Annotated in this window: 12 protein-coding genes and 3 pseudogenes; 10 read left to right on the top strand and 5 right to left on the bottom strand. The window is 63.6% G+C overall.

The window, feature by feature from the left end:
• Nucleotides 1–130 precede the first annotated feature (130 nt).
• The gene (locus VOI29_RS14010; protein ID WP_024089485.1) at nucleotides 131–871 is read left to right on the top strand and encodes a YebC/PmpR family DNA-binding transcriptional regulator; all 741 of its coding nucleotides are present in this window, start codon (nucleotides 131–133) and stop codon (nucleotides 869–871) included.
• 258 nt (nucleotides 872–1,129) lie between these two features.
• Here VOI29_RS14010 and VOI29_RS24650 read toward each other — a convergent pair whose 3' ends face one another.
• From VOI29_RS24650 to VOI29_RS14025, 4 genes are all read right to left on the bottom strand, one after another.
• Complete coding sequence (locus VOI29_RS24650) at nucleotides 1,130–1,357, bottom strand: DUF1036 domain-containing protein (RefSeq protein WP_416361529.1); 228 nt, start codon at nucleotides 1,355–1,357, stop codon at nucleotides 1,130–1,132.
• 121 nt (nucleotides 1,358–1,478) lie between these two features.
• Nucleotides 1,479–2,345 carry a hypothetical protein gene (locus tag VOI29_RS14015; RefSeq protein ID WP_323779732.1) on the bottom strand — a complete coding sequence of 289 codons (867 nt, stop codon included), beginning with the start codon at nucleotides 2,343–2,345 and terminating at the stop codon, nucleotides 1,479–1,481.
• A 58-nt stretch (nucleotides 2,346–2,403) separates the two neighbouring features.
• Entirely contained in the window at nucleotides 2,404–3,096 is a 693-nt protein-coding gene (locus VOI29_RS14020; RefSeq protein WP_323779735.1) for a nitroreductase family protein, read from the bottom strand.
• Nucleotides 3,097–3,108: 12 nt separating this feature from the next.
• Nucleotides 3,109–3,996, bottom strand: a complete 888-nt coding sequence (locus VOI29_RS14025) for a LysR family transcriptional regulator ArgP (RefSeq protein ID WP_323779738.1) — start codon at nucleotides 3,994–3,996, stop codon at nucleotides 3,109–3,111.
• 90 nt (nucleotides 3,997–4,086) lie between these two features.
• On the opposite strand from VOI29_RS14025, the pseudogene VOI29_RS14030 reads away from it, so the two are divergent.
• The 4 genes and pseudogenes from VOI29_RS14030 to VOI29_RS14045 all read left to right on the top strand — a co-directional run bounded on the left by VOI29_RS14030 (nucleotide 4,087) and on the right by VOI29_RS14045 (nucleotide 7,641).
• Nucleotides 4,087–4,546, top strand: a pseudogene (locus VOI29_RS14030) (LysE/ArgO family amino acid transporter).
• Between the two features lie 84 nt (nucleotides 4,547–4,630).
• A complete protein-coding gene (locus VOI29_RS14035) occupies nucleotides 4,631–5,581 on the top strand; it encodes a pirin family protein (RefSeq protein WP_323779741.1) in 951 nt (316 codons plus the stop codon).
• Between the two features lie 50 nt (nucleotides 5,582–5,631).
• Entirely contained in the window at nucleotides 5,632–6,552 is a 921-nt protein-coding gene (locus tag VOI29_RS14040; protein WP_323779744.1) for a DMT family transporter, read from the top strand.
• A 66-nt stretch (nucleotides 6,553–6,618) separates the two neighbouring features.
• Nucleotides 6,619–7,641: a DUF1036 domain-containing protein gene (locus VOI29_RS14045; RefSeq protein ID WP_323779748.1), complete on the top strand. Its 1,023-nt coding sequence runs from the start codon at nucleotides 6,619–6,621 to the stop codon at nucleotides 7,639–7,641.
• A 40-nt stretch (nucleotides 7,642–7,681) separates the two neighbouring features.
• Here VOI29_RS14045 and betI read toward each other — a convergent pair whose 3' ends face one another.
• Nucleotides 7,682–8,257 (bottom strand): choline-responsive transcriptional repressor BetI, encoded by a 576-nt coding sequence (gene betI, locus VOI29_RS14050; protein ID WP_323779751.1) that lies wholly within the window; start codon nucleotides 8,255–8,257, stop codon nucleotides 7,682–7,684.
• A 159-nt stretch (nucleotides 8,258–8,416) separates the two neighbouring features.
• Between betI and VOI29_RS14055 the strand changes: the two genes are divergently transcribed.
• The 5 genes and pseudogenes from VOI29_RS14055 to VOI29_RS14075 all read left to right on the top strand — a co-directional run.
• The gene (locus VOI29_RS14055; RefSeq protein ID WP_323779754.1) at nucleotides 8,417–9,625 is read left to right on the top strand and encodes a BCCT family transporter; all 1,209 of its coding nucleotides are present in this window, start codon (nucleotides 8,417–8,419) and stop codon (nucleotides 9,623–9,625) included.
• Nucleotides 9,626–9,751: 126 nt separating this feature from the next.
• Entirely contained in the window at nucleotides 9,752–11,260 is a 1,509-nt protein-coding gene (gene betC / locus VOI29_RS14060) for a choline-sulfatase (RefSeq protein WP_323779757.1), read from the top strand.
• A 63-nt stretch (nucleotides 11,261–11,323) separates the two neighbouring features.
• Nucleotides 11,324–12,779 (top strand): annotated as a pseudogene (gene betB, locus VOI29_RS14065) (betaine-aldehyde dehydrogenase).
• Between the two features lie 108 nt (nucleotides 12,780–12,887).
• Complete coding sequence (gene betA / locus VOI29_RS14070; RefSeq protein WP_323779760.1) at nucleotides 12,888–14,543, top strand: choline dehydrogenase; 1,656 nt, start codon at nucleotides 12,888–12,890, stop codon at nucleotides 14,541–14,543.
• A 407-nt stretch (nucleotides 14,544–14,950) separates the two neighbouring features.
• A pseudogene (locus VOI29_RS14075) lies at nucleotides 14,951–15,173 on the top strand (hypothetical protein); the annotation flags it as partial.

Here is a 15,173-nt window from a genome sequence, read left to right on the forward strand (position 1 = left end):
ATGTCATCGCGCCAGCTTAACCGCGAAACCCCGCGGAGCAAGGGCCAAGCCGCGGGCAGGGTGCTTGAATCCCGGCACTGACAAAGGCTATATGGGCGCCAATTCAGATATTCAGCAGCAAGGACGCACCATGGCAGGCCATTCAAAATGGGCAAACATTCAGCACCGCAAGGGCCGTCAGGACGCGGCGCGGTCGAAACTGTTTTCCAAGCTGGCCAAGGAGATCACAGTGGCCGCCAAGATGGGCGACCCTGATCCCGACAAGAACCCGCGTCTGCGCCTGGCGGTGAAGGAAGCCAAAAGCCAGTCCGTCCCCAAGGATGTGATCGACCGCGCGATCAAAAAGGCCGTGGGCGGCGACGCCGAAAACTATGACGAAATCCGCTACGAGGGCTATGGCCCCAGCGGCGTGGCTGTGATCGTCGAGGCAATGACCGACAACAAGAACCGCACCGCATCCAACGTGCGTTCGACCTTCTCCAAGAATGGCGGCAACCTGGGCGAGACCGGCTCGGTCGGTTTCATGTTCGAACGCAAGGGCGAAGTCACCTATCCGGCCTCTGCCGGCGACGCCGATACCGTGATGATGGCAGCAATCGAAGCCGGCGCCGAAGATGTCGAAAGCTCGGAGGACGGCCATATCATCTATTGTGCCGACACCGACCTCAACGATGTCTCCAGCGCACTGGAAGCGGAGCTGGGCGAGTCCGAGAGCACCAAGCTGGTCTGGAAACCGGGCACCACCACCGAGCTGGATCTCGAAGGCATGCAAAAGCTGATGAAGCTGGTCGATGCGCTGGAAGATGACGATGACGTGCAGCGCGTCACCACCAACTTTGAAGCCTCCGACGAGGTCATGGCGCAGCTCTAAGCCGCGGCTGCCGTTTCACGCTTCAGGCCCGCCGGACCGGCGGGCCTTTTTACGTCCGGACCGGCCGAACCGAACCAGCCGAACCGGGCCGCGGATTCTTTCCGGTCGCAAAAACTCCGGGGGTGAGGCCGCAAGGCCGAGGGGGGCAGCGCAGCCGCGTCCAGCTTGCGAAAGCCCTGTGTTTCATCTCCGCGCGGGCCGCATTGGCTGTCGCCGTGAATGGTGAATGGCGAAGGGTTCAGGCGAGGTGCAGAACGTCTAAACGCCGCTGGCAAGAGCCGGACCTGATGCATTGGCGCGGGAATAGTACTTGCGTGTCTTCAAATCGCCGCGGACCGGCGTTTTGCACGCTCCGGCCGGAATGTTCCAACAGCCTCCGGGAACCCAGTCCCCGACGCTGGAATAGCCGATGGCCAGGCTTCGGCTTTGCCCTGCTTTGCTGCAGATTTTCAGCCCGGCAATAGCAGGTGATGCGGCCAAGCCCACTCCCAGACCCGCAGCCGCAAAAAGGCGATTGATGTCCGAATGTCCCCCGGTTGATTGCCGAAACGCCAGGCGGGATTGGCGGATGCAGCAAGGAAAACCCGGTTGCCCGGCGGCAGGGCCGTTAGTCGGTCAAAACACCGCCTGCGCGCAGGGCTGCGGAGTCCGGTATCCAGATCTGATTGTGCGGGATGGCGAATATCCTGTCTGCAAAGGCTGCGCTCACCCCTTGCGCCAGCAAAAACGCATGGTCCTTTTCCTGCTCTTTCTCCAGGTCGATCTGCGGCAGGCCGCCGGCGGACTGCAAGCCATAGCCGTGAAACCCCAATTGCCCGAGGGCCCCCAGGCTGCGCCGGTGGCCGGCCGTGAACATCAGCGTGCAGGCCGACGCGCACAAACCCTCTGCCCGGGTGGCCAGCCCGCGGTCCCGGATCAGCCTGGCCGCACCCCGGGCTTCGGCAATCAGCCCGCCGGGACCGGTCAGGGAAATCTGCTGCAGGCCGGGGTGCCGGCCGGCCATCTGGTTTATCCGCCCGGTCAGCCCGAATGTGATCTCGCCGTCAAACACCAGCACGCGGCCATCTTCGGACACCGTCAGCCGGTACAGCGCCTCGCGTTCCTGCTGCCGCTGTTCGGCATAAGCGGGTTCATCCGCCGTCCGGGCAATCAGCTGCGCCTCCCACCACAGGGCGATCGCGGCAAAGCCGGCCAGCATGAACACCAGATAGCCGCCCCAGACCGGCGCCATCGCCCCGGTGCTGCGCACATGCGCATCGGCGCTTTGCAGAAAGACACGGGCCTGCCAGATCAGAAACAGCCCGTCCGCCGCCATCAGGGAAAAGACCAGCGGCAGCGGCAGGCGGGCCCATTGGTTCAGCGCCAGCCAGACCAGCACAACCCCCGCCCGCGGCAGCAGCACCTGCAGGCCCAGGCTGCGGCGCAGGGAGGCAGGCTGCCGCATCAGCTGCACCGGCTGCAGCAAACGGTGCAATTTTCTTGCAAGAAAATTGACCGGAAAGTTTGAATTTTCCGGATCCCCGCGGCGGCTGTCACTCCAGAAATGCCGAGATCTCCTCCAGCGGTTTTTTCAGCTTGGCAACAGATGGCACTGTGGCGCTCTCTGCCGGATGGCCCACGGCAATGATCATCGTCGGTTTTTCCGCGGCAGGGCGGCCCAGGGCGCTGTTCAGGAACTTCATCGGGTTCGGCGTGTGGGTAAGGGTGCACAGGCCCGCGGTATGCAGCGCCGTCAGCAAGACACCCGTGGCGATGTTGACGCTTTCCGGCACGTAATAGTGTTTGTAGCGGCTGCCGTCCTCGAATTCCCCCCAGCGCTGGGCAAACACCACGATCAGCCAGGGCGCGGTGGTCAGATGCGGTTTGTCCGCATTGGTGCCGATCGGCTCCAGCGCCTTGATCCATTCATCGCCCGCACCGCCCGCATAGAACTTTTTCTCCTCTTCCTCAGCCTCGGCGCGGATCCGCGCCTTCAGGTCGGGGCGGGAGATCGCGGTGAAGAACCAGGGCTGGTGATTGGCCCCCGAGGGGGCCGTTCCGGCGGCGCGGATACAGGTCTCGATCACCTGCCGCGGCACCGGCTGATCAGTAAAATCCCGCACCGAGTGCCGCCGCTGCATATGGGTCAGGAAACCGGCCGCCTTTTGCTGCATTTCCGTGTCGGAATACCCAGCCCGGTCCGGCAAGGGCAGCGGATCATAGCTGAGAGCGTCTTTTGAAACCATGGGCGGCCTTCCTCATGCGGCGTGCGACAAATGCATCTTAGCTGATTTCTGCACTGCGCGGGTCACTTCCGCAAGGGCAGGGGCCATGATCCGCGCAACCTGCCAGGTCAGGGGCACCGGCAGGGCGGTGTCCGGAATCAACGGCACCAGCCGTCCGCTGCGGATGTCGCCGGCGACCATGGCCTGCGGGTTCATGCCCCAGCCCAGGCCCGCTGCGGCAGCATCAATGAAGGCTTGTGTCGAGGGCAGGTAATGCGCCGGCGGTGACAGCCCCGGCGCTGCATTCCGTTCCAGCCACAGCCGCTGCAGATTGTCTTTTGCGTTGAAGATCAGGCAGGGCGCGCGGGATGCCGCCTCGGGGGTCATCCCGTCCGGGAACCACCGCGCCAAATAATCCGGGCTGGCGGTTGCCACGTAATTCAGCGTGCCCAGCGGATAGGCGTCAAACCCGGTCACGGGCTTGGAACTGGCGGTCACCGCCGCCGAAACCTCGCCCCGTTTCAGCCACTCCGCGCTGTGGTCCTGATCGTCCACCAGCAGATCGAACAGCACCCCGTCCACATCAGCCATTGCCTCGATGAACCAGCTGGCCAGGCTGTCGGCATTGACTGCAATCCGCAGCCGCACCGGGCCGTGGTCCGCCTCCAGTGACAATTCACGCGCCAGCTGCGCCTCCAAGAGGCCGATGTCCTCGGCATGTTTGGCTATCCTGAGTCCCGCCGCGGTTCCGGTGCACGGCATGCCGCGCAGCACCAGCGCAGTGCCAATGCGGTCCTCCAAGGCCTTGATCCGCTGCGAGACGGCCGAGGGTGTCACCGACAGCGCATGCGCCGCCGCCTCAAAGGCGCCGAGGCGCAGCACCGCGCTCAGCGCTGCCAGCTGGCTGGGATCCATCTGCATTAGCAACTCTAATCTGACATAATTTTCTTTAACTGGATTAATGCCACGGCGGGCCTTAGTCAAATCCCCAGCACAACGATGGAGACCACGATGCCCCCCAGCCTGCTTGCCGGATTTGCCCTTGGCCTGAGCCTGATCATGGCGATCGGCGCCCAGAACGCCTTTGTCCTGCGCCAGGGGCTGCGGCGCCAGCATGTGTTCTGGATCTGCCTCACCTGCGCCGGCTCCGACGCGCTGCTGATCACCGCAGGGGTCTTGGGCTTCGGCTCGGTGGCGCTGGCGGTTCCGTGGTTTGAGCAAGCGATGCGCTGGGGCGGTGCCGCCTTTCTGATCTGGTACGGCGCCCGCGCGCTGCGCGCGGCCTGGCGCGGCGGCGAAACCCTGGACGCCGCGGGCGAAGGCCATCGCCAGCTTCACCTTCTTCTTCACGCTCGGCTATGGCGCCAGCCTGCTGGCCCCGGTCTTTGCCCGCCCGCGCGCCTGGCAGGTGCTGGACGCCCTTGTCGGCCTCACCATGTGGGCGATTGCGCTAAAGCTCCTGTTGATGTGACGAACAGCCCCTGTGCGCGAGGCCCCCTAACGCCTGCGCTGAAACGCGCTACCTTTCTCCTGCAGCCGCCAACAGGAGGGAAGGATGAGCTGGAACCCGGCTTTGGAACCGCAATGCCCCGATGCGGGCAGCCTTGACGCTATTGAAACGGTGATCATCCCGCGCGCCCGCGACATCGGCGGGTTTGAGGTCCGCCGCGCCTTGCCCGCGCCGCGCCGCCAGATGGTCGGGCCGTTCATCTTTTTCGATCAGGCCGGCCCGGCCGAATTCCTGACCGGGCAGGGCATCGACGTGCGGCCGCATCCGCATATCGGCCTCGGCACCGTCACTTACCTCTATCAGGGCGAGTTTGAACACCGCGATTCCCTGGGCACCCATCAGATGATCTATCCGGGCGAGGTGAACTGGATGCTGGCAGGCCAGGGCGTCACCCATTCCGAGCGCACCTCACCCGCAACCCGCGCAGGCCCAAGCAGCCTGTTCGGCATCCAGACCTGGATCGCACTGCCCGAGAGCCACGAGGATGCACCCGCCAGTTTCGAACACCATGGCAAGGAGGCGTTGCCGCTGCTCAAGGGCAAGGGCAAGGGCAAAGCTGTGCGCCTGATCCTTGGCTCTGCCTGGGGTGAAAAGGCGCCTGCAACCCTTTATTCCGAAACCTTTTATGCTGATGCGGTTCTCCAGGCCGGGGCCAAGCTGCCGCTGCCATCGGATCACGAGGACCGGGGGCTCTATGTCACGCAAGGGTCAGTGGAAATCGCCGGTGAAACATTTGAGGCCGGCCGCATGATGGTGTTCCGCCCGGGGGATGAGATCACCGTGACCGCCGGCCCGCAAGGGGCGCGGCTGATGGCGCTGGGCGGTGAAACGCTGAACGGGCCGCGTTACATCTGGTGGAACTTTGTCGCCTCCTCCCGCGACCGGATCGAGGCCGCGAAATCCGCCTGGGCCGCAGGCGACTGGCAGCAGGGGCGTTTTCATCTGCCCCCCGGCGATGATCAGGAATTCACCCCGCTGCCCGAACCCCGTAAATAATTCACATGTGAAGTCTTGCGCCGCCGCCCGAACCGGTGTTCTGTCAGCCTATGAGCCAGACCGCCGCCGCCATCCAACATGCACAGAACCCGCTCAAGGGCGTGTTCTGGATGGTCGTCACCGGTCTCTGCTTTGTGGCAGTTACGGCGCTGGTCAAATATCTTGGCAGCCGCATCCCGCCCGCTGAAAGCGCCTTTCTGCGCTATCTGATGGGGCTGGTCTTCCTGATCCCGATGGCCGGAGCCCTGCGCCGGGCGCATCTTACCCCGCGGCTTTGGGCGCTGTTTGCGGGCCGCGGCGCGGTGCATACCGCCGGGGTGATCCTGTGGTTCTTTGCCATGACCCAGATCCCGCTGGCCGAGGTCACCGCGATGAATTACCTGTCGCCGGTCTATGTCACCCTGGGCGCGGCGCTGTTCCTGGGCGAGAAACTTGCGATCCGCCGGATTTCCGCGATAGCCGTGGCGCTGGTCGGCGCCGCGATCATCCTGCGGCCGGGCTTCCGCGAGATTTCGCCCGGCCATATCGCGATGCTGTTCACTGCCGTGTTCTTCGGCGCCTCCTATCTGATCGCCAAATTTACCGTCGGCAGCAACAGCCCGGCGGTTGTGGTCAGCATGCTGTCGGTCTTTGTGACCCTGGGGCTGGCGCCTTTTGCGCTGGCGGTCTGGGTGACGCCGACGCCGGCCGAGATCGGCATCCTGTTCGGGGTCGCCTGTTTTGCCACCGCGGGCCACTATACCATGACCCTGGCCTTTGCCGCGGCGCCTGTGGCGGTGACCCAGCCGGTCACATTCCTGCAGCTGGTCTGGGCGACGCTGCTTGGCGCCCTGGCATTTGCCGAGCCGGCTGACGTCTGGGTGATGTCCGGCGGCGGGCTGATCCTGGCCGCGGTCAGCTTCATTTCCTGGCGTGAAGCCAGGATAAATAAGAAAGGTCTTTCACTTTCCGGTAATGCAGCAGGCGTTTAATCTCCTTATGATTGTTGCGGCGCCGGGGTAAAGCCCCGCGCTTGCAGACATTTGCGGGGGCGGAGAATGATGAAATACCTTTGGCTGCCGGTGCTGCTGCTGGACGTGCTCTTTGGCAATATGGCGGCCCGGGCCGGGACCCGTATCTGCAACGATACAGAGGTCCAGCATCAGTTGGCCGTCACCTTGCACACCGGTGGCCGCTGGGTTTCGCAGGGCTGGCAGCCGCTGCCTTCGGGCGATTGCGCGGAACCGGTGCCGCAGGTGTATCACCGCAGCTATTTCTACTTCCGCGCCGAAAGCCCCGGGTACAGCTTCCGCGACGACAGTGTGCGGTTCTGCACCGCACCGGGCCGCTTCCGGATTGGGGGGCGCGCGGATTGTGTGCAGCGGGATCGTGCCAGGCAGGGGTTTGCCAAGGCGGTCACCGGCGCGGAGGACCACGTGGTATATCTCAGCCGCCGTTCGCAACCCGCAAGCGGCGGTGCTGCAGCTGCACCGCCGCAGGATGTAAGCTACGCCACGGAAGACAGGGAGCACTATTCGGTGGACGTGGTCTTTCAGGGCTGCACCCGGCGGGATGCAGCGGACACTGTCACCTGCAGGTTTGTCGGCAACGGCTTCGAGCTCGGCGCCGAGGGCAGGGTGGAGATCTCGGATCCGGTCTTTACCTATCTTCTGGGACTGCTGCGCGGCGCCCCGCTGGAGGTTGACGGTGAGATGATCACCCGGTTCGGCAACTCTGGCGAGCTGGAATTGCACAGCGTCACGCCGCGCGCACCGAACCGGTTCGACCGGATGCTGCAGCAGATGCAGGGGGAATGGATGTCGGAGCGGAATCCAAAGGACAGGTTTACAATCTCCGGCGCCGTGCGCTTGCTCAGCTACGGCGGCATCGAGCTGCCCCCGGAATTCATCGCGGTGCAGGGCAGCTGCGGCGGAACCGAAGGGGAGGGCGACTACCTGATGGTCTGGGACAGCGTGAGGGGAACCAGCCTGTGTTACCAGATCAAATCCCTGACTGCCGAGAGTATGACACTGATCTACCTGCCGCACGGCACCCGGCTGGACTACTGGCGGCTGTACTAGAGGCAGGGCGCCGGGGCCGGGGTGCTGGCAGACAGCGCCTTCAGGGGATCACCAGATCCACCACCCGGTGCGCCGCAGCGCGGGCTTCATCCGGGTTCAGCGGATCGTCGGACTGCGCCGCCTGCAGCCAGACTCCGTCCATGTAGCACTGCAGCGCCTGCCGCGCGGTCTCCAGCTGCCCGGCAGGCAGCAGCGCCCGCAGTTCCGCCAGGAAATGGCTGCGCACCCGGGCCCGGTTGATTCGGTGCAGGCGGCTGAGGCGTGGCGAATAGGGGGCATTTGCCCAGAACTGCATCCAGATGCTGCACTGCGGCACGGTGAACAGATCGTCGGCAAAATTCGCATCCATCACCGCATAAAGCCGCTCGCGCGGGGTTCGGGCGGTTGCGTAACCCTCGCTCATCGCGCGGCGGAGCTTGCCCAGAAGGTGCAGCATGGTGGCTTCCATCAGCCCTTCCTTGGAGCCGAAATAATAGTTGATCGACGCCGCCGAGGCGCCAGCCTCACGCGCGATTTCCGCCATGGTTACAACCCCGTAACCGCGCTTGTGCACGGCAACGATGGTGGCTTCGATCAGCTCTTCGTTGCGGATGTCCCGGATGCGTTTCCTGCTCATGAATAAGTTGTGCGGCAATTGGGGGGCGGTTTCAACTGTTGTTAGCGTGAAATGGAAACTTGAATGACCGTTTAAAAAACTGTTTGGCGCATCAGCCGGCTGTGATATGTACTCCTCCCATGTCTAAGGGCGGAAACCGCCCGGAAATGGGAGGGACATATGACTTCAATCATTTCATTCGGGATTCTGCTGGCCTTTGCGCTGGTGGTGTTCTGCGTGATCAAGTGGTGGAACGTCCGCAACGTCGGCGTGACCCCGGTTCACTTGTTCACCTTTATCGCCATTCTCTTCACCTCGGGGCTGGACGTGGGCCTGATCATGTTCCCGCTGGCCTGGGACTTCCCGCTTTATGCCGACACCGCGGCCGAGCCGGCCTATGGCTTCACCAACCCGCTGGCGCTGGAATTCGGCTTCTGGGGCTTCCTGATCTGGGGCTTCTACTTCCTGACGACCTTCTATTTCTGCGTCATTGAACCGCGGGTGAAGTTCTTCGAGATCCCGCTGGTGAAATGGATTAACAACATCGTGATCATCGGCACCTGCGCCTTCACCGGCGCGCTGTTCCTGATCTACCTGCCGTATTACGCCACCTTCATGGGCGACGGCGAAACGGTGATCCCGGCTTTCTATGCCATCACCTTCCTGGTGATCCTGTTTGCCGCCTTCTCCTCGACCGACATCAAATACGTACGCATTCTGTCCGTCGGCTCCACCGTGCTGTTCCTGGTGCTGATCCTCGGCATGTGGGCCTATTCCGGCATGGGTCTGGGCGCCTTTGGTGATACCGCCTCCAACATCGGCGGCTATTTTGCAAACATTCACAAATTCGTTCTGCCGCTGACCGACTACCACGAATTCTACCTGTTCTGGTGGTTCGCCTGGTCGATCATGATCGGCCAGTTCACTTCGCGCTTTGTCGGCGGGTTGCGCACCTGGCAGGTGCTGACAGCCCTGCTGATCTTCCCGTCGATCCCGCTGGGTGTGTGGTTTTCGGTGCTCTATTACTACCATCTGAACAGCATCGAAACGACGCTGCTGATCAACGTTTCCATGGTCGCGGTGGGCATCATCTTTGTGGTCAACTCCTTTGACTCGCTGATCCGCCTCTACACCGACAACCTGAACCTGACGGCCAAGCGTTTCGGCACCATTCCCTATGTGCTGGGCAATGCGGTTGTGCTGTTTGCCCTCACCCTGGCATTCCAGAGCCAGTGGCTGCAGATCCAGTGGATCGGCACCGCGGTGATCGGCATCTACATCGCCTGCCTGGCCTACATCGTGGTCTTCAAGCGCAGCGAAGTGATGAGCATCACCGCCTCGCCCGAGGAAAACACGCTCGACTTCAACAAGATCAAGACGGCCCACTAGGGGCGGTCTCCCGGCTGGCCCCTGGTTTCCCTGAACGGCGGGACCAGCCACCAACCGCCTGGCGGCGCCTTCGGGCCTGCCGGGCGCCTTTCGAAGAAACATCGCCTTATGCTTGGGAGGTCCGCGATGAGTGCCCCGAATATCCTGATCCTGATGGTTGACCAACTGAATGGGACACTCTTCCCGGACGGCCCCGCCGGCTGGCTGCATGCTCCGAACCTCAAGAAACTGGCAGAACGCTCGACCCGCTTTGCCAACGCTTATACCGCGTCGCCCCTCTGCGCCCCGGGCCGTGCCTCCTTCATGTCCGGCCAGCTGCCGTCGCGCACCGGCGTCTATGACAACGCCGCCGAATTCCGCAGCGATATCCCCACCTATGCCCACCACCTGCGCCGCGCGGGCTACTACACCTGCCTCAGCGGCAAGATGCACTTCGTCGGCCCCGACCAGCTGCACGGGTTCGAGGACCGCCTGACCACCGACATCTACCCGGCCGATTTCGGCTGGACCCCGGATTACCGCAAACCGGGCGAGCGGATCGACTGGTGGTATCACAACATGGGGTCGGTCACCGGGGCAGGGGTGGCCGAGACCTCCAACCAGATGGAATACGACGACGAGGTCGCCTACAACGCCACCGCCAAACTGTACGAACTGTCGCGCGGGCTGGACGGCCGTCCCTGGGCGCTGACTGTCTCCTTCACCCACCCGCATGACCCCTATGTGGCGCGCAAGAAATACTGGGATCTGTACGAGGATTGCGAGCATCTGCTGCCGCAAGTCCCGGCGATGGCCTATGACGACCACGACCCCCACGCCCAGCGGATCTTTGACGCCAACGACTGGCGCAGCTTCGACATCACCGAAGACCACATCAAACGCGCCCGCCGCGCCTATTTCGCCAATATCTCCTACCTCGACGACAAGATCGGCGAGATCCTGAACGTGCTGGAAACCACCCGGCAAGAGGCGATCATCCTGTTTGTCTCCGACCACGGCGACATGCTGGGCGAGCGCGGATTGTGGTTCAAGATGAGCTTCTATGACGGCTCCTCGCGGGTGCCGCTGATGATCTCGGCGCCGGACCTGCCCGCAGGGCTGATCGAAACCCCGGTCTCCACCCTGGACGTGACCCCGACACTGGGCGCGCTGGCCGGTGTCGATATGGCAGAGATCGAACCCTGGACCGACGGCCAGAACCTGGTGCCGCTGGCCACCGGCACGGAACGGACCGAACCGGTCGCCGTGGAATACGCAGCCGAGGCGTCTTATGCGCCGCTGGTGTCGCTCCGCTACGGCAAGTGGAAATTCAACCGCTGCGCGCTGGACCCCGACCAGCTGTTCGATCTCGAGGCCGACCCGCACGAGCTCAGCAATCTGGCGGATGACCCGGCCCATGCCGGCACGCTGAACACTTTGCGCGCCAAGTCAGACGCGCGCTGGAACCTCGACCAGTTCGACGCTGAGGTGCGCGCCAGCCAGGCCCGCCGCTGGGTCGTCTACGAGGCTCTGCGCCAGGGCGGCTATTACCCCTGGGATTACCAGCCGCTGCAAAAAGCATCCGAGCGCTACATGCGCAACCACATGGATCTCAACACCCTTGAGGAAAGCAAACGCTTCCCAAGGGGCGAGTAACCCGCATTCAGTATCCGGCCAGTTCTGCTGGCCCCCAATATCCCCGCCGGAGGCATGAAAACCATGACACACCCCGCACAGCCCAAAGCCAGCCACTTCATCAACGGCGAATACGTCGAGGATACCGCAGGCACCCCGATCCCGGTGATCTACGCCGCAACGGGTGAGCAGATCGCCACTGTCCACGCCGCCACCCCGGCAATCGTCGAACAGGCCCTGTCCACCGCCAAAGCAGCCCAGAAGGAATGGGCCAAGATGACCGGCACCGAGCGCGGCCGCATCCTGCGCCGCGCCGCCGACATCATGCGCGAGCGCAACCACGACCTCAGCGTGCTGGAAACCTACGACACCGGCAAACCGCTGCAGGAAACCCTGGTGGCCGACGCCACCTCCGGCGCCGACGCGCTGGAGTATTTCGGCGGCCTCGCGGCCTCCCTCACCGGCGAGCATATCCCGCTGGGCGAGGATTGGGTCTATACCAAGCGCGAGGCACTGGGCCTGTGTGTCGGCATCGGCGCCTGGAACTATCCCACCCAGATTGCCTGCTGGAAGGGCGCGCCGGCGCTGGCCTGCGGCAACGCGATGGTGTTCAAACCCTCCGAGACGACCCCGCTCTGCGCTCTGAAAGTGGCCGAAATCCTGATCGAGGCCGGCGCCCCAGCAGGCGTGTTCAATGTCGTTCAGGGCATGGGCGAGGTTGGCGGCGCGCTGGTCACCGACCCGCGCGTCGACAAGGTTTCGCTGACCGGCTCGGTGCCGACCGGCAAAAAGGTCTATGCCGCCGCCGCCGAAGGCATGAAGCACGTCACCATGGAACTGGGCGGCAAGTCGCCGCTGATCATCTTTGATGACGCCGACATCGACAACGCAGTGGGCGGCGCCATCAACGGCAACTTCTACTCCTCCGGCCAGGTCTGCTCCAACGGCACCCGGGTGTTTGTGCAGAAGGGCATCAAGGAGAAGTTCCTTGCCCGTCTCGCCGAGCACCGGCAACGCCATTCTGGGCGACCCGATGGATGAGTCCACCAGCTTCGGCCCGATGGTGACTGAGAACCAGATGAACATCGTGCTGGGCTACATCGAAAAGGGCAAAGCCGAAGGCGCCCGCCTGATCTGCGGCGGCAAGCGCGCCGATATGGACGGCTACTTCATCGAGCCCACGGTGTTTGCTGACGTGACCGACGATATGACCATCGCGCGCGAGGAAATCTTCGGTCCGGTGATGTCGGTGCTGGATTTCGACACCGAGGAAGAAGTCGTGGCCCGCGCCAATGACACCGAATTCGGCCTGTCCGCCGGTGTCTTCACCAAGGATTTCACCCGTGCGCACCGGGTGATCGGCAATCTTGAGGCCGGCAGCTGCTTCATCAACTCCTACAACGATGCGCCGGTCGAGGCACCGTTTGGCGGTGTGAAAGCCTCCGGCGTCGGCCGCGAGAACTCGAAAGAGGCGATCAAGCACTTCAGCCAGGTGAAATCCGTCTACGTCCGCATGGGCGACGTCGAAGCGGCGTTCTGACCGGCACCCGTCTGAAAACAACGGCCGGGCAGGGCGCGTCCCGCGCCCGCCCAATCTGAAGAAAACGGCAGCAGTCCAGATCTTCCGGCTGCCGGATGGAGAGTAGAAATGAACGCGGATTATGTGATTGTCGGGGCCGGGTCTGCCGGCTGTGCAATGGCCTACCGGCTGTCTGAGGCCGGCAAAAAGGTCCTGGTGATCGAACACGGCGGCACCGATGCCGGGCCGCTCATCCAGATGCCGGGCGCGCTCAGCTACCCGATGAACATGAGCCTTTACGACTGGGGCTATAAATCCCAGCCCGAACCGCATCTGGGCGGCCGCGAGCTGGTCTGCCCGCGCGGCAAGGTGGTCGGCGGCTCCTCCTCGATCAACGGCATGGTTTACGTGCGCGGCCACGCGGGCGACTACAACCACTGGGCCGACAGCGGTGCGGCGGGCTGGTCCTATGCCGACGTGCTGCCCTATTTCAAACGCATGGAAACCTGGAACGGCCGCGGCCATGGCGGCGACCCGGACTGGCGCGGCAAGGACGGCCCGCTGCATGTCACCCGCGGCCCCCGCGACAACCCGCTGCATGATGCTTTTGTCGAGGCTGGCCAGCAGGCCGGCTATCCGGTTACCTCTGACTACAACGGCGAGCAGCAGGAGGGCTTCGGCCCGATGGAGATGACGGTCTACAAGGGCCGCCGCTGGTCTGCTGCTAATGCCTATCTCAAACCGGCGCTGAAGCGCGGCAACTGCGATATGATCCGCGCTTTCGCCCGCAAGGTGGTGATCGAGGACGGCCGCGCCGTGGGGGTCGAGATCGAACGCGGCGGCAAGATCGAGGTGATCCGCGCAAATGCCGAGGTGATCCTGGCGGCCTCCTCTCTGAACTCGCCCAAGATGCTGATGCTGTCCGGCATCGGCCCGGCCAAACATCTGGCCGAACATGGCATCGACGTGGTTGCCGACCGGCCCGGTGTGGGCCAGAACCTGCAAGACCACCTGGAGTTTTACTTCCAGTTTGCCTGCAAACAGCCGATCACCCTCTTCAAATACTGGAACCTCTTCGGCAAGGCGCTGGTGGGGGCGCAGTGGCTTTTCACCAAGACCGGCCTGGGGGCGTCGAACCAGTTCGAAAGCGCCGCCTTTGTCCGCTCCGGCAAGGGCGTGGACTATCCGGACATCATGTACCACTTCCTGCCCATTGCCGTCCGCTACGACGGCCAGGCCGCAGCCGAAGGCCACGGCTTCCAGACCCATGTCGGTCCGATGCGCTCCGGCTCGCGCGGCGCGGTCACGCTGAACTCTGCCGATCCGAAAGATGCGCCCAGCATCCTGTTCAACTACATGTCGACCGAACAGGACTGGATCGACTTCCGCAAATGCGTGCGCCTCACCCGCGAGATCTTTGCCCAGGACGCGATGAAGCCGTTCCTCAAGCACGAGATCCAGCCCGGCATGGACCTGCAGACCGACGACGAGATCGACGGTTTCCTGCGCGAGCATGTGGAAAGCGCCTATCACCCCTGCGGCACCTGCAAGATGGGCGCGGCAGAGGATCCGATGTCGGTGGTCGACCCGGAATGCCGTGTCATCGGCGTCGATGGCCTGCGGGTTGCCGACAGCTCGATCTTCCCGCGGATCACCAACGGCAATCTCAACGGCCCGTCGATCATGACCGGCGAGAAAGCCTCCGACCACATCCTGGGCCGCCGCCTGCCGTCCTCCAACGCCGAGCCGTGGTTCAACCCGAACTGGCGCGAAGCGCAGCGCTGATCCTGCTGTGCTGCCAGCAAGCCGCCCGCCACCTCCCCTTTGCGCGGGCGGCTTATTTTCTGCCCGAACGACTGCCTGACACTCAGCGCTGCCGCCGCATCTGTTGATCCGCGTCAAAGCGGCCGCGCAGCGTTGCGCAAACCCTGCAACCGACCCTAGGAAAAAGGAGCGGGCAGGCCGTCTTGCCTTCGGTGCAGTGCGGGGCGCAGCGGCCGGATTGACCTTGAATCGGCGGCAATTGCCGCACAACCCGGCAACTGTTGAAAGGACCTTCCCGGCTATAGGGGAATTTTGGTGAATTTAAGGCAAATTCGTCAAAATCATGACCGGAAGCACTAGGTATAGCCTGCAGCCCAGGTCCGGCCTCACAGCGGCGGCTGCGGAGTATCGTGCGAAGGAGTAACCGTATGGGGCAGATCTATCAGCCGGGGCGCTGGCAGGAGATCAAGGGGGTGCCTTCCGAGCGCTCCGATGCAGAAATCCTTGCAGCGGTCCGAAACGTGGTCAGGCCAAAAGCAGCAGTCCCGATAGAGGCGGAGGAGCCTGCTTCACGCCGCGCGCGCCAGTGGCCGACGGCCCCGGCAGACCAGCCCGGACAGCCGCCGGAAGCGGCGGCCAAGGCGGAACGCG

This window comes from Leisingera sp., from assembly GCF_034669605.1.
GTDB lineage: Bacteria > Pseudomonadota > Alphaproteobacteria > Rhodobacterales > Rhodobacteraceae > Leisingera.